The 17,107-nt window shown below is 43.4% G+C and carries 16 protein-coding genes and 2 pseudogenes; 6 read left to right on the top strand and 12 right to left on the bottom strand.

The window, feature by feature from the left end; all coding sequences use genetic code 11:
• Positions 1-151: 151 nt before the first annotated feature.
• The 4 genes from iscU to trmJ all read right to left on the bottom strand — a co-directional run bounded on the left by iscU (position 152) and on the right by trmJ (position 3,135).
• Positions 152-535, bottom strand: a complete 384-nt coding sequence (gene iscU, locus LQ983_RS02305; RefSeq protein WP_230621498.1) for a Fe-S cluster assembly scaffold IscU — start codon at positions 533-535, stop codon at positions 152-154.
• A 57-nt stretch (positions 536-592) separates the two neighbouring features.
• Entirely contained in the window at positions 593-1,807 is a 1,215-nt protein-coding gene (locus LQ983_RS02300; RefSeq protein ID WP_230622590.1) for an IscS subfamily cysteine desulfurase, read from the bottom strand.
• Between the two features lie 37 nt (positions 1,808-1,844).
• Complete coding sequence (gene iscR / locus LQ983_RS02295; protein WP_230621497.1) at positions 1,845-2,327, bottom strand: Fe-S cluster assembly transcriptional regulator IscR; 483 nt, start codon at positions 2,325-2,327, stop codon at positions 1,845-1,847.
• 82 nt (positions 2,328-2,409) lie between these two features.
• The gene (gene trmJ / locus LQ983_RS02290) at positions 2,410-3,135 is read right to left on the bottom strand and encodes a tRNA (cytosine(32)/uridine(32)-2'-O)-methyltransferase TrmJ (RefSeq protein WP_230622589.1); all 726 of its coding nucleotides are present in this window, start codon (positions 3,133-3,135) and stop codon (positions 2,410-2,412) included.
• 153 nt (positions 3,136-3,288) lie between these two features.
• Here trmJ and suhB point away from each other — a divergent pair, with 153 nt between their 5' ends.
• Complete coding sequence (gene suhB, locus LQ983_RS02285; RefSeq protein WP_230621496.1) at positions 3,289-4,089, top strand: inositol-1-monophosphatase; 801 nt, start codon at positions 3,289-3,291, stop codon at positions 4,087-4,089.
• A gap of 108 nt (positions 4,090-4,197) precedes the next feature.
• On the opposite strand, the gene yedE is transcribed toward suhB, so the two are convergent.
• The 5 genes from yedE to putP all read right to left on the bottom strand — a co-directional run bounded on the left by yedE (position 4,198) and on the right by putP (position 10,072).
• Positions 4,198-5,259 carry a YedE family putative selenium transporter gene (yedE, locus tag LQ983_RS02280; protein WP_230621495.1) on the bottom strand — a complete coding sequence of 354 codons (1,062 nt, stop codon included), beginning with the start codon at positions 5,257-5,259 and terminating at the stop codon, positions 4,198-4,200.
• 179 nt (positions 5,260-5,438) lie between these two features.
• On the bottom strand, positions 5,439-6,110 hold the full coding sequence (locus LQ983_RS02275; protein WP_230621494.1) for a DUF484 domain-containing protein: 672 nt from the start codon (positions 6,108-6,110) through the stop codon (positions 5,439-5,441).
• A 67-nt stretch (positions 6,111-6,177) separates the two neighbouring features.
• On the bottom strand, positions 6,178-7,476 hold the full coding sequence (gene purA, locus LQ983_RS02270; RefSeq protein WP_111305517.1) for an adenylosuccinate synthase: 1,299 nt from the start codon (positions 7,474-7,476) through the stop codon (positions 6,178-6,180).
• A gap of 86 nt (positions 7,477-7,562) precedes the next feature.
• Positions 7,563-8,528 carry a tRNA 5-methoxyuridine(34)/uridine 5-oxyacetic acid(34) synthase CmoB gene (gene cmoB / locus LQ983_RS02265; RefSeq protein ID WP_230621493.1) on the bottom strand — a complete coding sequence of 322 codons (966 nt, stop codon included), beginning with the start codon at positions 8,526-8,528 and terminating at the stop codon, positions 7,563-7,565.
• Between the two features lie 23 nt (positions 8,529-8,551).
• Complete coding sequence (gene putP / locus LQ983_RS02260; protein ID WP_230621492.1) at positions 8,552-10,072, bottom strand: sodium/proline symporter PutP; 1,521 nt, start codon at positions 10,070-10,072, stop codon at positions 8,552-8,554.
• Between the two features lie 138 nt (positions 10,073-10,210).
• On the opposite strand from putP, the gene rng reads away from it, so the two are divergent.
• The 4 genes from rng (at position 10,211) to LQ983_RS02240 (ending at position 15,057) form a co-directional block, all read left to right on the top strand.
• Positions 10,211-11,686: a ribonuclease G gene (gene rng, locus LQ983_RS02255; protein WP_230621491.1), complete on the top strand. Its 1,476-nt coding sequence runs from the start codon at positions 10,211-10,213 to the stop codon at positions 11,684-11,686.
• Positions 11,687-11,868: 182 nt separating this feature from the next.
• Positions 11,869-12,822, top strand: coding sequence for a YafY family protein (locus LQ983_RS02250; protein ID WP_230621490.1), 954 nt, complete (start codon positions 11,869-11,871; stop codon positions 12,820-12,822).
• 161 nt (positions 12,823-12,983) lie between these two features.
• Positions 12,984-13,694, top strand: a complete 711-nt coding sequence (locus tag LQ983_RS02245; RefSeq protein ID WP_109432855.1) for an NAD-dependent deacylase — start codon at positions 12,984-12,986, stop codon at positions 13,692-13,694.
• A 325-nt stretch (positions 13,695-14,019) separates the two neighbouring features.
• The gene (locus LQ983_RS02240) at positions 14,020-15,057 is read left to right on the top strand and encodes an LLM class flavin-dependent oxidoreductase (protein ID WP_230621489.1); all 1,038 of its coding nucleotides are present in this window, start codon (positions 14,020-14,022) and stop codon (positions 15,055-15,057) included.
• Positions 15,058-15,110: 53 nt separating this feature from the next.
• Here the strand turns inward: LQ983_RS02240 and glpE are convergent, their stop codons facing one another.
• Together glpE and LQ983_RS02230 are read right to left on the bottom strand one after the other, a co-directional pair.
• The gene (gene glpE / locus LQ983_RS02235) at positions 15,111-15,428 is read right to left on the bottom strand and encodes a thiosulfate sulfurtransferase GlpE (RefSeq protein ID WP_230621488.1); all 318 of its coding nucleotides are present in this window, start codon (positions 15,426-15,428) and stop codon (positions 15,111-15,113) included.
• Positions 15,418-15,612, bottom strand: a pseudogene (locus LQ983_RS02230) (EamA family transporter); the annotation flags it as partial. The gene glpE and the pseudogene LQ983_RS02230, both read right to left, overlap by 11 nt.
• Before the next feature lie 80 nt (positions 15,613-15,692).
• Here LQ983_RS02230 and LQ983_RS02225 point away from each other — a divergent pair.
• Positions 15,693-15,869, top strand: a pseudogene (locus LQ983_RS02225) (NAD-dependent deacylase); the annotation flags it as partial.
• Positions 15,870-15,920: 51 nt separating this feature from the next.
• Here the strand turns inward: LQ983_RS02225 and rhuM are convergent.
• Positions 15,921-16,916: a RhuM family protein gene (rhuM, locus tag LQ983_RS02220; protein WP_230621487.1), complete on the bottom strand. Its 996-nt coding sequence runs from the start codon at positions 16,914-16,916 to the stop codon at positions 15,921-15,923.
• Between the last annotated feature and the right edge of the window lie 191 nt (positions 16,917-17,107).

The raw sequence follows: 17,107 nt of genomic DNA, 5'->3' as shown, positions 1-17,107 counted from the left end.
TATAAGTAGACGGAAGTAACACTCGGGATATCAAAAATAATACAGTTAAGAGGTTGATAATGCTTGTTTTCGTTATAGAAGAAAAATCAAAGTGCGGTCCGTTTTCTCGGCGTTTAAAAACGCTTAGAAAAACGACCGCACTTTTATGACATTAAGAACCTTTTTTCGCTTTGTAATCGGCAATCGCCGCTTTAATGGCATCTTCTGCCAAAATAGAGCAGTGCACTTTCACCGGTGGTAATTCGAGTTCTTCGGCAATTTGGCTGTTTTTAATCGCGCCCGCTTCTTCTAAGGATTTACCTTTCACCCATTCGGTGATTAAAGAGCTGGAAGCGATTGCGGAACCGCAGCCGTAGGTTTTGAATTTGGCGTCTTCAATAATGCCTTCATCGTTTACACGGATTTGTAATTGCATCACGTCACCGCACGCCGGTGCGCCCACCATGCCGGTGCCGACTGATCTGTCTTTTTTGTCCATAGAACCCACATTGCGTGGATTTTCGTAATGATCGATCACTTTTTCGCTGTATGCCATTTTTTGTTCCTTTCCTAAAATAATGAACTGATTGGGCGATTTGCACCGCCCGTCAAATTAGTGGGCTGCCCACTCAATGGTGTTTAAGTCGATGCCTTCTTTAAACATATCCCAAAGCGGGGATAATGCGCGTAATTTTTCCACCGCACCTTTCATCAAATTGATGGTGTAGTCGATTTCTTCTTCCGTGGTGAAACGACCTAGGCTGAAGCGGATGGAGCTGTGTGCCAATTCATCGTTACGGCCAAGTGCGCGTAGCACATAAGACGGTTCAAGGCTCGCGGAAGTACAAGCGGAGCCGGAAGAAACCGCGATGTCGCGTAATGCCATCATTAAGGATTCACCTTCCACGTAGTTGAAACTGATGTTGAGGTTGTTGGCAACACGGTGTTCCATAGAGCCGTTAACATAGGTTTCTTCAATATCTTTTAAGCCATTGTATAAACGATCGCGAAGAGCTTTAATGCGTGGAATTTCCGTAGCCATTTCTTCTTTCGCAATACGATAGGCTTCACCCATACCCACAATTTGGTGGACAGGTAATGTACCGGAGCGCATGCCGCGCTCATGACCGCCACCGTGAATAATCGCTTCTAAGCGGATACGTGGTTTGCGGCGAACGTACAATGCACCGATGCCTTTTGGTCCGTATAATTTATGGCTGGACATAGACATTAAATCGACCGGTAATTCGGCAAGATTGATCTCCACTTTGCCCACACTTTGGGTCGCATCCACATGGAAAATGGTTTTATTCGCACGGCATAATTCGCCAATCGCTTGAATATCCTGAATCACGCCGATTTCATTGTTCACGTGCATGATTGAGGCAACGATGGTGTCTGGGCGAAGTGCTGCTTTGAATTTTTCCAAATCCACTAAACCATCGGATTCCGGTTCTAAATAAGTGACTTCAAAACCTTCGCGTTCTAATTGACGGCAAGTATCCAACACCGCTTTGTGCTCAGTTTTACAAGTGATAATGTGCTTGCCTTTGGTTTGATAAAAATGTGCCGCACCTTTGATAGCAAGGTTGTCCGATTCTGTTGCGCCGGAAGTGAAAACAATTTCACGGGAATCGGCACCGATAAGATCGGCAATTTGATTACGCGCAATATCAACTGCTTCTTCTGCTTGCCAGCCAAATTTATGGGAACGAGATGCCGGGTTGCCGAAAACGCCATCGATGGTTAGGTATTCCATCATTTTTTTCGCGACGCGTTCGTCCACCGGGCAAGTTGCCGCATAATCTAAATAAATAGGTAATTTCATCATTCACTCCTAAATAGTTTTATTTTAAACCGCACTTTTAGCTATGTTGTGCGTTATTCGTTTTTATTACGAGAAGATTTTCTAAATCTTGATGTTTGTGCTGGGATGGCTTGTTTTGTTTATGTTGAGAGACCAACTCAGCTAATGTGATTTCATTTAAGAAATCTGCAATACGTTGGCTCAGCTTGTCCCATAAGGTATGCGTTAAGCATTCCTGTCCGTTTTGGCAATTGCCTTTTCCTAAACATTTTGTCGTATCAATATTTTCATTTACCGCAGCAATGATCATACCGATGGAAATGTCTTCCGGCGTGTGACCTAATTTATAGCCGCCGCCCGGTCCGCGCACACTTTTTACTAAATTGTTGCGGCGCAGTTTTGCAAACAGTTGTTCCAAATAAGAAAGGGAAATGTGTTGTCGCTCGGAAATATCGGACAAACTTACGGGACCATTATCGGCATGAATAGCAATATCTAAGATTGCGGTGACTGCATAACGACCTTTCGAGGTTAATTTCATCTTTTATGTTCCTAAATAAAAAAATAATCAATTAAGCGAAGAAATCTTACATTGTTGACTTTTACAGTCAACTATTATTCTTTTACGATTTAAGTTTTTTTTCAACCGCACTTAACATGCCGAGCAAAATGTGAAGTTCTGTTTTTTCGACTTCAGCACGGCCATATAAGCGTCGGAGTTTTTGCATGACACCTTGATTTTGAATAAAGCCAAGGGATTGATAAAGCTGCTCGGTACGCATAAAAAAATACTCCAATTCTTGCATTTTGGGATACATATCAGGCTGCGTTTGTGTCATTTTCTGATTTTCTTCGCGCTGTGTCGCCAAGTAAGCCATACGTATTTCGTAACTGATTAATTGTACCGCCATGGCTAAATTTAACGAGGCATAATCTGGATTCGCAGGGATCGTCACATGGTAGTGGCATTTGAGCAATTCTTCATTGGTTAAACCGACACGCTCACGTCCAAACACAATTGCCACGTTTCCACTCATCGCATGGTTGATGGCTTTTTCCCCACATTCGCGCGGCTCAATAAGTGAATTTTGCAAATGACGTAATCTTGCACTGGTACCAATCACCAAAGAGCAATCAGCAATGGCTTCGGAAAAGGTGTTGACTACAACCGCACTTTTCACCACATCTTCTGCACCGGCAGCAAGGGCAATGGCTTGATCATCCACACCTTGTTTTGGCGCCACTAACACTAAATCGGTTAATCCCATTGTTTTCATTGCTCGTGCGGTGGAACCGATGTTGCCACTGTGCGAGGTTTCAATTAAAACAATTCGAATATTTTCCAACATGATCATTTTTATCTTATTCAATAGCGGGGCGTATTCTACCATAAATACCCCTTGTTTTTAGTCAACAATTCTAAAAATTTTTCTGATAGCTATTTTCTTTTAAATCTCTTATAATCGCGCACCTAAATTGTTCTTTAAAATCCGGTGGAATCTATGAATCCTATGTTAAATATCGCGATTCGTGCAGCACGAAAAGCAGGCAATATTATTGCAAAAAACTACGAACGTCGTGACGACATCGTCACCATGGAAAAAAGCAAAAATGACTATGTAACCAACGTAGATAAAGCGTCAGAAGAAGCGATTATCGAGGTCATTAAAAAATCTTACCCTGACCACACCATCATCACCGAAGAAAGCGGTGCATTAGAAGGCAGTGATAACGATGTTCAATGGGTGATTGATCCACTGGATGGCACCACAAACTTTGTGAAAGGTTTGCCTCATTTCTCCGTTTCTATTGCTATTCGTGTTAAAGGCCGCACCGAAGTGGGCGTGGTTTATGATCCTATCCGTAACGAATTATTTACTGCTGTGCGTGGTGAAGGCGCAAAATTAAATGAAATGCGTTTACGTGTTGAAAACAAACGCGATTTATCCGGCGCAGTACTTGCTACCGGTTTCCCATTCAAACAACCGAAATACATGCCAATGCAATTTAATATGATGCAAAGCTTGATTGAAGAGGCGGCTGATTTTCGCCGCACCGGTTCTGCTGCGTTGGATCTTTGCTATGTGGCATCCGGTCGTTTAGACGGGTATTTTGAATACGGCATCAAAGCTTGGGATGTGGCGGCAGGCGATTTAATCGTTCGTGAAGCTGGCGGTATCGTGACTGACTACAATGCTGGTCATAGTTACTTAAAAGCCGGCCATATTGTTGCCGCAGCACCACGCGTGTTAAAAGATATGTTGAATAAAATTCAGCCTTGCTTAGCTGAAGATTTAAAATAAGAAGAAAATCGACCGCACTTTTGCATTGTGTTTCAGATGTTGTCGAACTTCAGAAACAGAAAACGCCCGTTTATTGACGGGCGTTTTTTTATTGAATCAAATAATGCATTAAGCTTTTGATTTATTGGTAATGCCGATGTAAACACAAGCAGCAAAGCCAAGCACTAAAACATGCGGCGTATAAGCGGTAACACCGGTAGGTGAAGCTGCTAAACCGAAGTTATGTGCCGCAGCAGCACCTAATAGCATACCTAATACAAATAATGCTGCGTCATTGTTTCCTTCCCCGACATTCACCAATTGTTTACCCGGGCAACCGCCGCCAAGGGAGAAACACAATCCGCATAATGCCATGGCAAAAAAGTTCCAGATATATTGATTATGTGCGATAGGTTGTTGTTCAAATCCCACATGGAATTGTCCGAGTAAGCTGTTGGTGATTGCAGCGAAGACAACAAGAGCAATGACACCGTTTAAAAGCTGTGTATCGCGGAACAATACGAAGTTACGGAATGCGCCAATTGTGCAGAAACGGGATTTTTGCATTAATACACCAAGTAACGCGCCGCTGGCAAGCGACACCCAAACGGCTGGGTGTTGTGCGCCCGGGCCTTTTTCTGAAAAGTAAATAGCCAGATTTTCGCCAAATTTAAATTGAGTTAAAAGCAAGATGAGCAATGCCAAGGTAAATAGCACGCCAATGAGCCCTGACGATTTGCTTTGTTCACTTGATTTTCCTAGGGAAAAACCGCGATTCGCAAAGAAAATGCCGCCCAATATGCCGGCGAATAATCCAACGATTCCTGCAATGGCAGTGAGATCGCCGCCGCCTAGACGCAAATAGGCACGCCACGGACAGCCTAAGAAAATCAGTGCACCGATCATGGCAAAGAACCCAAGGATAATGCGAGCCAACGGCGCAGAGCCACCGCGAGGTCGGAATTCCTTAGAGAAATAGGCACTGGCAAGCGCACCTAAAACTAAGCCGATAAGTTCGGGACGAAGATATTGTAGCGGAGCGGCGCGATGTAGCCCTAATGCACCGGCGGTATCTCGTAAGAAACACGCCGCACAGAAACCCATATTGCCGGGATTGCCATTGTAGGTTAGAAGTGGAGCAACGATACCAAGTGCAGCACCTGCAACCACAGGCCAAGTTAAAATTTTCATAATGAGACCTTTGTGATATCTGAAGTTAAATTGAATTGTGTGTTTTTAATGATTAAAAACACACACATTGTAGAAAAGTCGCCAATATAAAGAAACCGGCTTTTTATCAGATCGTGAGCTGGATCAAGGATTTGCAAAAACAAGGCGAAAATGCACCGCACTTTCTCGTCTAAATGGATTCACAGCCAACGGGTTAAATGCAATTCCACAATATCCACGATGTGTTTTAAGAAGGTGGTGTCTTGTCCGTTATGGAAACGGGCAGTATCTCGGGAGGTGAATAATAAAAGTGCGGTCGGTTTGTGGCTTGTTTTTGCGCCAAGCAGACAAATTGCCACGGAGCCAATGGGAAATTCTTCCGGCAGAAACATCAGGTGTTTTTCTTTGTTGCTTAAATCGCCCAAGTAAAATTGGCGCAAGCCGAGACGTTCCAAGCGAATCAATTCAAACGCCTTGCGGTCAATCCAATATTGTTCGGGAATGGTTTCATTTTTTGGCCACGCATCTCGAAACAGCAATATTTTTGCACCGTCCAGTTCATAGGATTGCGCCCACTGTTTCAATTTTTCTTCGCCCCGTTGGAAATCTTCCGCTTGAAACAATTTCTTTTGTAAGGGCATAAGCGCATAGAAAATGTCTGCCTCTTGATAGGCAAGCTGATGAAATTTTTCTAAGAACGCCGTCAGGGTTTTGATTTGTTGGCGTTGCTGTTCTAGCTGTGCTTCTACTAAAGATAGCGTGCCTTTTTGCGGATGAACCACGGACAGTTTGGCAAGCAAATCAGGATGAGTGGTGAAAAAATTAGGGTATTCGGTTAGGTATTCGACGACGTTTTTTTCCTGTTCATTCATAAAAAAACTCTCCAAAAAAGAACCGCACTTTGATACTTCAAAAGTGCGGTCGTTTTTCTATGCGTTTTTACGCGGCAAACGGATCTTGCAAAATCATGGTTTGTACGCGATCCGGACCGGTGGACAGAATAGAAACCGGTACGCCGGTGACTTCTTCGATACGTTTGATGTAATTACGGCAAGTTTGCGGTAATTGATTCACATCGGTGACGCCGAAGGTGTTTTCTTTCCAACCCGGCATGGTTTCATAAATCGGCTCAACGCCTTCCCAGTCTTTCGCGGCAAGTGGTGCGTATTCTACAATGTTGCCGTTTGGCATTTTGTAGCCCACGCAGATTTTCACTTCATCGAAACCGTCTAACACGTCTAATTTCGTCATGCAGAAACCGGAAATGGAGTTTAATTGAATTGCGCGACGAATGGCTACGGCATCAAACCAACCGCAACGACGTGGACGTCCGGTGACCGCACCAAATTCGTTCCCTTTGCGTGCAATTTCTGCACCGACTTCATCGAATAATTCCGTGGTGAACGGACCGCCACCCACGCGGGTGCAATAGGCTTTGATGATACCCAACACATAATCTAAATTGCGCGGGCCGAAACCGGAACCGGTAGCAACGCCACCGGCAGTGGTGTTGGAGCTGGTCACATACGGATAGGTACCGTGGTCAATGTCCAACATGGTGCCTTGTGCGCCTTCGAATAAAATGTTGTCGCCATTTTTGCGGGCAGTGTCCAAGATAGAGGTAATGTCAGCAACCATGCCGGTGATAATATCGGCAACGGCGAACACATCATCTAAGGTTTTTTGATAATCAACCGGTTCGACTTTGTAGTAGTTCACTAATTGGAAGTTGTAATAATCAAGAATGTTTTTGAGTTTTTCGGCAAAGGCTTCGCGATTGAATAAATCGCCTACACGTAAACCGCGGCGAGCGACTTTGTCTTCATAAGCCGGGCCGATACCACGACCGGTGGTACCGATGGCTTTTTTGCCAAGTGCTGCTTCACGGGCGTGGTCCATGGCAACGTGATAAGGCAGAATTAACGGGCAAGCTTCGGAGATTAATAAACGGTCGCGCACGTTCACGCCTCGGCTTTCTAATTCGCCCATTTCTTGCATGAGGGCAGCTGGGGAAAGTACAACGCCATTACCGATTAAACAGGTGACGTTATCGCGTAAGATACCTGATGGAATTAAACGTAAAACGGTTTTCTCACCGTTGATGATTAAGGTGTGACCGGCATTATGACCGCCTTGATAGCGCACGACATATTTGACGCGATCAGTGAGCAAGTCAACGATTTTTCCTTTTCCTTCGTCGCCCCATTGTGCGCCAAGAACTACAACACTTTTACCCATATTTTTCCGCCTTTTTAGCTCTAGTTTATAAAAATCAACGGTTGCCTACTTTACTATTTTCAGCCTTGAATCTCAATGTAATTCCTTTATTTATTCGCTAAAATGACCGCTCTTTTCGGGGCAGGATAGCCTTCGATGGTTTTGCTGTGATCTGCCGGATCGAGAAAATCAGTGAGAGATTCATTTTCCAACCAATCGGTTTTCCGCTGTTCCTCTAATGAGGTGACGGCGACATCCACGCAACGCACATTTTTAAAGCCGATTTTTTGCAGCCAATGAATTAAAGCAGCGACAGATGGAATGAAATACACGTTTTTCATTTTGGCGTAGCGATCCATCGGCACCAACACCGTGTTTTCGTCACCATCCACCACTAAGGTTTCGAGCACCAATTCACCGCCGTTCACCAGTTGTGCACGCAGTTGGGAAAGATGATCTAGGGGCGATTTTCGGTGATATAGCACACCCATAGAAAACACCGTATCAAACGCGGCAAGGGGTTGCATTTGCTCGATGCCGAGCGGAATCAAATTGGCTCGGCGATCGTCATTTAAGAGTTTGCGTACCGCTTCAAATTGACATAAGAACAATTCCGTCGGGTCGATGCCTACCACCATTTTTGCGCCTTCGCCCACCATGCGCCACATATGATACCCACTGCCGCAACCCACATCTAAAATCGTACGGTCTTGCAACGGCGCTAAATGCGGTAGCACGCGATCCCATTTGAAATCGGAACGCCACTCGCAATCCACATGAATGCCAAGCAAATGATAAGGCCCTTTGCGCCATGGCATGAGTTGTTTTAAATGGTGAATAATACGCTGACGTTCGCCATCGGAAAGCGCAGAATCGCACTCAGATTTGACCGCACTTTTAAGATCAATACGGGAAGCCGGCAAGTGCGGTAGAAATTCCACGACTTTTGCCCATTTGGCATATTCCCCGTGGGTTTGCTGTTGCCATTGTTTCATTTGTAATGGCAAGGTTTCCAACCAAGGGGAAAGATGGGTCGTAGCAATTTGTTGATAAAAAGGACGAAAATCGATCATATCGTTATCTCGGTGAATTAAGGTTACAGCGCATCATGATACGCTTTTTGGGCTTTTTCAAAGGTGTCGGTAATCGCGGTATCCGGTTTTGCTGACAGCAGTGACACAATAATAATCGCGATGGCGGCGAACATAAAGCCGGGAATCATTTCATAGACTTGCGCCCATTCACTTTCTTGCGGTAAACACTCTTTCCAAGCAAATACCGTGATTGCACCGGTGATCATGCCCGCCATAGCACCGGAAGAGGTCATGCGTTTCCAAAAGAGTGAAAGTAAAACTACCGGACCAAAGGCGCTACCAAACCCCGCCCAAGCAAATTCCACGAGTTTCAAAACCTTACTATTTTGATCTTGTGCAATCCAAATGGCAACGGCGGCAATCACCAATACCATGATGCGACCTAACCAAACTAATTCTTTTTCAGACGCTTTCGGGCGGATAAAGCCTTTGTAAAAGTCTTCGGTAATGGCACTGGAAGAGATTAACAACTGGCAACTTAAGGTACTCATCACCGCAGCAAGAATCGCAGAAAGCAAAATACCGGCAATCCACGGATTAAATAATAATCGGGATAATTCAATAAAAACTTGCTCGGGTTCATGGTTTACCAAAGCGGCAGAGGCGGTGTTTGCATTTGCATAGAAATACGCCATGCCAAAGAAACCGATGGCAACGGCACCCACCAAACAGAGCACCATCCAGGTCATGCTGATTTTACGGGCTTTATTGAGGGAACGCACAGAGTCTGCCGCCATGAAGCGAGCGAGAATGTGTGGTTGTCCGAAATAGCCTAATCCCCAGGCTGCAAGGCTTAACAAGCCCATGATGGTGGTGCCACGGAATAAGTCTGTAAATTCTTTTTGCGCGCTCATTTCGGCTTGTTGTACGACGCTTTGTAAGTCATCAAAACCGCCGATAGTAATTACCACAAAGACCGGAGTAAGCAATAAGGCGAAAATCATCAGTGTGGCTTGAATCGTATCCGTCCAACTCACCGCAAGGAAGCCGCCGATAAAGGTGTAGGCGATGGTGGCGAGCGCGCCGTACCAAAGTGCGGTGGAATAATCGATCGAAAAGAGGTTTTGGAATAATTTTGCACCGGCTACCACACCTGAGGCGCAATAAATGGTGAAGAACACCAAAATAATGGAGGCGGAAACGATTTTTAACGCATTGTGGCGTGTGCCAAAACGATGATGAAAATATTCAGGCAGGGTTAATGCGTTCTGATTGAATTCGGTGTAAACCCGTAAACGTCCGGCAACGAATAGCCAGTTTAAATAGGCTCCCAAGGTTAAACCAATGGCAATCCAGCCCTCGACCAAACCGGATAAATACACAGCGCCCGGTAACCCCATCAATAACCAACCGGACATATCCGAAGCACCGGCAGACATCGCCGTGACGAAACTGCCTAAGCGACGACCGCCCAAAATGTAATCGGATAAATTTTTGGTGTAATAATAGGCGGCAACTCCAATGTCAATCATGCCGAAAATATAAATAGTAAATGTAACAATTGTCGGATCTAAACCAAACATCCTATCAACCCTAAAAAATAGTTCTTATATTCAAAAAAAGGGGGGCATTTTACCTTATTTGCCCCTGTTATTCTATTTTCCTTTTCGTTAGACTAATCGGCAAAATCAATAACAACGACATTTTGGATAAGATATTTTATGGATTCTGTTGAATTATTGGTCAATGTTACACCAAATGAAACGCGCATTGCCTTAGTGGAAACCGGTTTGCTGAAAGAAGTGCATATTGAACGCCAAGGCAAACGCGGTATTGTCGGAAATATTTATAAAGGTCGCGTCACCCGTGTATTACCGGGAATGCAATCGGCATTTGTGGACATCGGGCTGGAAAAAGCCGCTTTCTTACACGCGTCAGATATTGTATCGCACACCGAATGTGTGGAAGAAAGTGAACAAAAGCAATTTGTGGTGAAAGACATTTCCCAACTGGTACATGAAGGGCAGGATATTGTGGTGCAAGTGGTAAAAGATCCGCTTGGCACGAAAGGTGCACGACTCACCACGGATATTACCTTGCCTTCCCGTTATTTAGTATTCATGCCGGAAAATAGTCATGTGGGCGTGTCACAACGCATTGAAAGCGAGGAAGAACGTAATCGCTTGAAAGCACTCACCTTACCTTTATGTGATGAATTGGGTGGTTTTATTATCCGTACTGCGGCCGAAGGGGCGACTGAACTGGATTTACAACAAGATGCCGATTTCTTAAAACGCTTGTGGCGAAAAGTGCTAGAACGCCGTGCGAAATACCCAACTTGTTCTATGCTTTACGGCGAATTGGCGCTGACACAGCGCATTCTGCGCGACTTTATCGGCGGCAAATTGGATCGCATTCACATTGACTCCCGACTTTGTTTCAACGAAGTGAAACAATTCACCGAAGAATTTATCCCGAATCTCACAGACAAACTGATTTTATACACGGGAAATCAACCGCTCTTTGATGTGTACAGTGTGGAAAAAGGCATTCATCATGCTTTAGATAGACGAGTAAATCTCAAATCCGGTGGTTATTTGATCATTGAGCAAACAGAAGCCATGACCACCATCGACATCAACACCGGTGCATTCGTGGGGCATCGTAATTTGGAAGAAACCATTTTCAACACCAATATTGAAGCCACCAAAACCATCGCGCAACAACTTCAACTGCGCAATCTCGGCGGCATGATTATCATTGATTTCATCGATATGCAAAGTGAAGAACACCGTAATCGTGTGTTGGAATCCTTGCAAGATGCCTTATCGCGTGATCCGGTGAAAACAAACGTGAATGGCTTTACGCAATTAGGTTTGGTGGAAATGACCCGTAAACGTACGCGGGAAAGTTTGGAGCATATCCTTTGTTGTGAATGCCCAACCTGCCAAGGTAGAGGACGAGTGAAAACCGTGGAAACCGTGTGTTACGAAATCATGCGCGAAATTATCCGCGTGCATCATTTATTTGCCAGTGAACAATTTGTGGTTTACGCCTCCCACGCGGTTGCCGAGTACTTAATCAACGAAGAATCCCATGGTTTGTTAGCCGAGTTGGAAGTCTTTATTGGCAAACAAATCCAAGTAAAAACCGAACCGTTTTACACTCAAGAGCAGTTTGATGTGGTGGTGATGTAAAAAGTGCGGTGGGAAAACAATCTATTTTTTGAACGTTTTAGCTTTTGCGTCATCGAATGTTGTTTTTTCCCTCACTACAATAACTGTCCTGAGCAACGTATCGTTGTATTGGGATAACGCAATTTAATTCTTATCCCCGACAATATGTTGGGGATTTTTACATAACAACGCTGAGAAATAATATGGCAAAAGAATCCAATGCATTGCACTTTCAATTAGAAATTTTACGTTTAATTCCCAAACGTAGTTACATCAGCACGCATGAAATCCAACAGAAGCTGGAAGATATGGGATTTTCTCGCGATATTCGTAGCATTCAACGTCAATTAAAAAGCCTGTCTGAACATTTTGATATTGAATGTAATACCCTCAGTAAGCCTTACAGTTATCGGTGGAAAGAAAATACCAAAGGGCTCGATTTGCCGATTTTAAACGAGCAACAATCCTTGGTGTTAATGTTGGCGAAGCAATATTTAAAAGGCATTTTGCCTGCGAATATTCTGAATTCGATGGAATCCTTTTTTAAGCAAGCCGAATATAACTTGGTCTATGATGCCAATAAAAAATCCGGTTCCGAATGGCTGAACAAAGTGGCGATTGCGCCAACCAGCCAACCGTTATTGCCGGCTAAAATTGAGCCCGATATTTTTGCTCAAATTAGCACCGCACTTTATCAAAATCGATTTTTACAGGTGCATTATCGAAGTATTCACGGCAAAGAGCACAAAGCACAAGTTAAGCCACTTGCTTTGGTGCAACAAGGCCCGAGTAGTTATTTAGTCGCGCAATATGAACATGGTGATATTTTGCATCTTGCTTTGCATCGTTTGCTTGAGGTTACCGTGAGCACCATGCAATTTGACCGCCCGGATTTTAATTTGAAAGCTTATGTTGAGAGCCAAAAGTTTGGCTTTAGTTATGGCAGAAAAATTCGATTAACGTTCAGAGTAGATAAAGCGATTGGGGGATTTTTGACAGAAACGCCGTTATCGGTTGATCAAAATGTGAAAGATTGCGGGAGTGAATACGAAATTTCCGCCACGGTCATTGAGAGTGAAATGTTGAATTGGTGGATTGCGCATTTTGGCGAAAATTATCAAGAAATTGAGCGTGTATATCTCGAGGACATTTCCTAACGACACACATTGTCGCTTTGTGTTTTATGATGAAGCCATCAACAGAGAGGATATTAAGATGAATCCTTATCAATTGCCTGATAAAGCAGGAATATTTTGGGGCATGATGGGAAGAGATAGAGTGATTGATGAGATTTTGAAAGTGAGAGGAGAGGAAAAACATGACAGCGAAAAATAAACCAATTTGCGTGGTATTAACGGGAGCTGGAATTAGTGCCGAAAGTGGCATTCCTACTTTTAGAGCAGAAGATGGTTTGTGGGCAGGGCATAAAGTCGAAGAAGTTTGTACACCTGAAGCCTTACAAAAGAACCGTGTGAAAGTACTCGATTTCTATAATCAACGCCGTAAAAATGCGGCAGCGGCTAAGCCGAATGCAGCACATCTCGCCTTAGTTGAACTAGAAAAAGCCTATGATGTGAGAATCATCACGCAAAATGTGGATGATTTACATGAGCGAGCAGGAAGCTCAAATGTGTTGCATTTACACGGTGAATTAAACAAAGCGCGCAGTAGCTTTGATGAAAGTTATATCGTGGATTGTTTTGGCGATCAGAAATTAGACGATAAAGATCCAAACGGATATCCAATGCGGCCTTATATCGTCTTTTTTGGTGAAATGGTGCCGATGCTAGAACGAGCCATTGAGATTGTTGAACAAGCGGATGTGGTATTAGTGATTGGCACTTCTTTGCAAGTATATCCGGCTAATGGCTTAGTCAATGAAGCCCCACGCAATACGCCGATTTACTTAATTGATCCGAATCCCAATACAGGCTTTGTTCGTAAGCAAGTGATTGCAATAAAAGAAAAAGCGGGTGAGGGCGTTCCGAAAGTGGTAGCTGAGTTATTAGAGAACGTTAAAAACGCATAGAAAAACGACCGCACTTTTCATGCAAATGGCGACTTTGGTCGCTATTTGTTGTTATTCCCCTTGCTTAAGCATATGCATAATAAGCCTAATAAGCGTTTCTTTTTGTTTCGGATTGATGGTTGCCGTGGCATTCTCGAGCAATTCGGTTTGCCCGCGCTTTAGGGAAATATTATTAAATACAATCATTTTTTTGAATACATCTGAATTTGTGCCTATTTTGCAATATTTTTCCTTTTCTCGGAACAGTCTATTCCAATTTTATCTATATTTCTGCCTGAAAAAACACGTATAATGACGCTCAACAAATCAATCATGAGGAAATAAAATGAAGCTCTCTATTCTTAATCTCGCCCCTGTTCGAGAAGGACAAACTTATTTGCAAGCCGTTGAGTCAATGGTAAGTCTTGCAAAACATGCTGAAAATATCGGCATTGAACGCTATTGGATTGCTGAGCATCATAATATGAAAAATTTGGTGAGTTCAGCGACCGCACTTTTAATTCAACATACGCTAGCCAATACGAAGACCTTACGCGTGGGGTCAGGTGGCGTAATGTTACCGAATCATTCGCCTTATGTGGTAGCTGAGCAATATGGCACCCTGGAGACACTTTATCCAAACCGTGTTGAACTCGGTTTAGGCCGTGCACCAGGAACGGATATGCAAACGGCTGCAGCACTTCGTCGTGGACGAAACAGTCTGGATTTCCCTGCGGAAATTGCAGAACTTCGCGGTTACTTTAAAGATTGCAACCCTGTTTCGGCTTATCCTTCTGCGGGCTTGAATATACCGTTTTATATTTTGGGATCCAGCACCGAAAGTGCCTATCTTGCGGCAGAACTTGGCTTGCCTTATGCCTTTGCTTCACACTTTGCGCCACGCATGATGGAAATGGCGGTAGATATTTATCGCAAAAACTTCAAACCCTCTACCTATCTTGCTGAGCCTTATGTCATCTTAGGGGTGAACGCGATTGTCGCTGAAACCGATAAAGAAGCGAAACAATTAGCGACGACACAAACACTATTTTTCTTAAACGTGGTGACTAACGCGCAACAAAATTTACAACCGCCTTTGGCATCAGAGGAAGATGTTTGGAAAGCCCAAATGCACGCCCAAAAGAAACCACACTTTGGTCCAGTCGATTTTGAGGAAATCCCGATTTACAACCAAGAACGTGCCGTAGTGGAACAAATGACTGCTTGTTCGCTTATCGGTAGTCCTGAAAGCGTGGATTTTCAACTCAAGCAATTACGTGAACGGGTACATTTTGATGAAATTATGGCCGTGAGCTATATTTTTGATGAACAAAAACAAGCCCAATCTTATACAATGTTGAAAGCGATTGTGGACAAGCAATAGCGAGACAAAAAGAAAAGTGCGGTGAATTTCACCGCACTTTAAATCAAAAAATACTAATAAGCCGTTTCTATTGGTAAACCGGCTTTCTCCCAACCATCAAAGCCACCAATGACGCTAAACACATTTTCATAGCCTTGCTCAATGAGGAAAGTTGCCACATTTCGGCTGCTCACGCCATGATAACAACTCACGATAATCAGGGAGTCAAAGTCCACCTGTTCTTCAAATTGTAAAAAGCTTTGGTTGGTTAAATGAAAAGCCCCTTTCGCATGAGAATAGGTGAAACGTTGTGGATCCCGAATGTCTGCAAGCATGGCACCATTTTGCACCATTTCCCAAGCTTGTTCTGGACTAATTTCTTTAAACGACATGGTTTGTTCCCTTTGCGCGCTGTTTATACACGCCATCAAAAATAATCAGGCTCGTCGCCAATACTAAACAAATGAATAACGGATAACTATCCGCATCCATTTCCTCTCCAATCAAAAATGAAATAATCACCATCAAAATGGTTTCAACATAGCCCAGCAGGCCAAGTAAATTCATCCATTGCATTTTATTGATGTAAATGGACGTCGAAGGCGCAAAAGAGCGGTCGATTTTTCGATTGTTTTCCAAACGCTCAGGCAAAAGGAGTGTATCCAGCCAATGGCTTAGTCAATGAAGCTCCACGCAATACGCCGATTTACTTAATTGATCCGAATCCCAATACCGGCTTTGTACGCAAGCAAGTGATTACAATAAAAGAAAAAGCCGGGACAGGCGTGCCGAAAGTAGTGGCAGAGTTATTGGAGAACGTTAAAAACTTATAGAAAAACGACCGCACTTTTCAGGCAAATAGCGACTTTGGTCGCTATTTATCGTTATTCTCCTTGCTTAAGCATATGCATAATAAGCCTAATGAGCGTTTCTTTTTGTTTCGGATCAGATTCGGCAACTAATAACGTGAGTGCAGCAAGCCCGGTATCATTGATAACCGGATAGCCATTATGATCAAACAAACGGCCATTTCGATGTAAGAAATCCACAAATAAAAACGCTCCGCTACGTTTATTACCGTCTGAAAAAGGATGGTTTTTGACGACGAAATACAGTAAATGTGCGGCTTTTGCTTCAATGCTTGGGTAGGCAGGTTCACCAAATACACTTTGATCTAAATTGCCTAAAATGGAAGATAGGCCATCATCTCGTTCACGTCCAAATAGATCGCTTGCTTCACCTTTTGCCATAAGCTGTGCTTTTAACTCGGCCAGTGCAGAACAGGCTTCGGAATAGGTGGGCAACATACCGCCTTGCTGGGTTTGCGGTTCGGCAAGTAAACCTTCATCATATTGTTGTAGCCATAAAAACGTATGCGTATAACGGCTGACAATATCCACTAATCCACGACCGCTTTCTAGTGTTAATGCTGAGGAATTTGCCGTTTTTTGAATAAGTGCAAGCGCTTGTTCCAGTTCATGTGCGTTTTGCTTTAAACGCTGTTGGTTAATGGTATAGCCTTGAGTTAGGTACTCTTTTAAACGAGCGGTTGCCCAACGACGGAAATTAACACCTTGTTTAGACTTTACTCGATAACCAACAGAGATAATCATATCTAAATCATAATGTTCAATTTCACGATTGACTTGGCGTTTACCCTCTTGGCGAACTATCCGGAATTTCCGGATAGTTGATTCTTTTTCAAGTTCTTCTTCATCAAAGATATTAGTAATATGCTCATTGATGGTGCGAACATCTTTACCAAATAACATAGCCATCTGTGCCTGAGAAAGCCAAACCGTATCCTTTTCAAATCTAACTTCCACTTGTGTCGTGCCATCTTGCGCTTGGTAAATTTCAATCGGGTTTTGGTTATTCATATTCTTCCTTTAAATAATAAAACATATGTATATATAAACAGGTAAAGAAATGTATTGCAATACTGTATAACCTTAATTTTCAAAGAATCTTCTCAAAAGAATTACGCGTTAAATTTCCTAGCGACACGAATTGTCGCTTATTTCCGTATCATTTTTTATAAAAGAGAGATTGTTTACTTTTTACAATTCTC

It is taken from the genome of Aggregatibacter sp. Marseille-P9115 (assembly GCF_920939465.1).
Classification (GTDB): Bacteria; Pseudomonadota; Gammaproteobacteria; order Enterobacterales; family Pasteurellaceae; genus Aggregatibacter; species Aggregatibacter segnis_B.
The sequence above is the reverse complement of the archived record's forward strand: the minus strand, read 5'-3'. Positions and strand labels throughout refer to the sequence as shown.

What these genes read in the sequence shown, in the direction of transcription:
- LQ983_RS02240 (WP_230621489.1), top strand. Translation starts at nt 14,020, where the DNA reads ATGAAGCTCTCTATTCTTAATCTCGCCCCTGTTCGAGAAGGACAAACT.
- LQ983_RS02300 (WP_230622590.1), bottom strand. Translation starts at nt 1,807, where the DNA reads ATGAAATTACCTATTTATTTAGATTATGCGGCAACTTGCCCGGTGGAC.
- iscR (WP_230621497.1), bottom strand. Translation starts at nt 2,327, where the DNA reads ATGAAATTAACCTCGAAAGGTCGTTATGCAGTCACCGCAATCTTAGAT.
- LQ983_RS02245 (WP_109432855.1), top strand. Translation starts at nt 12,984, where the DNA reads ATGACAGCGAAAAATAAACCAATTTGCGTGGTATTAACGGGAGCTGGA.
- yedE (WP_230621495.1), bottom strand. Translation starts at nt 5,259, where the DNA reads ATGAAAATTTTAACTTGGCCTGTGGTTGCAGGTGCTGCACTTGGTATC.
- rhuM (WP_230621487.1), bottom strand. Translation starts at nt 16,916, where the DNA reads ATGAATAACCAAAACCCGATTGAAATTTACCAAGCGCAAGATGGCACG.
- LQ983_RS02250 (WP_230621490.1), top strand. Translation starts at nt 11,869, where the DNA reads ATGGCAAAAGAATCCAATGCATTGCACTTTCAATTAGAAATTTTACGT.
- purA (WP_111305517.1), bottom strand. Translation starts at nt 7,476, where the DNA reads ATGGGTAAAAGTGTTGTAGTTCTTGGCGCACAATGGGGCGACGAAGGA.
- glpE (WP_230621488.1), bottom strand. Translation starts at nt 15,428, where the DNA reads ATGTCGTTTAAAGAAATTAGTCCAGAACAAGCTTGGGAAATGGTGCAA.
- LQ983_RS02275 (WP_230621494.1), bottom strand. Translation starts at nt 6,110, where the DNA reads ATGAATGAACAGGAAAAAAACGTCGTCGAATACCTAACCGAATACCCT.
- rng (WP_230621491.1), top strand. Translation starts at nt 10,211, where the DNA reads ATGGATTCTGTTGAATTATTGGTCAATGTTACACCAAATGAAACGCGC.
- putP (WP_230621492.1), bottom strand. Translation starts at nt 10,072, where the DNA reads ATGTTTGGTTTAGATCCGACAATTGTTACATTTACTATTTATATTTTC.
- suhB (WP_230621496.1), top strand. Translation starts at nt 3,289, where the DNA reads ATGAATCCTATGTTAAATATCGCGATTCGTGCAGCACGAAAAGCAGGC.
- trmJ (WP_230622589.1), bottom strand. Translation starts at nt 3,135, where the DNA reads ATGTTGGAAAATATTCGAATTGTTTTAATTGAAACCTCGCACAGTGGC.
- iscU (WP_230621498.1), bottom strand. Translation starts at nt 535, where the DNA reads ATGGCATACAGCGAAAAAGTGATCGATCATTACGAAAATCCACGCAAT.
- cmoB (WP_230621493.1), bottom strand. Translation starts at nt 8,528, where the DNA reads ATGATCGATTTTCGTCCTTTTTATCAACAAATTGCTACGACCCATCTT.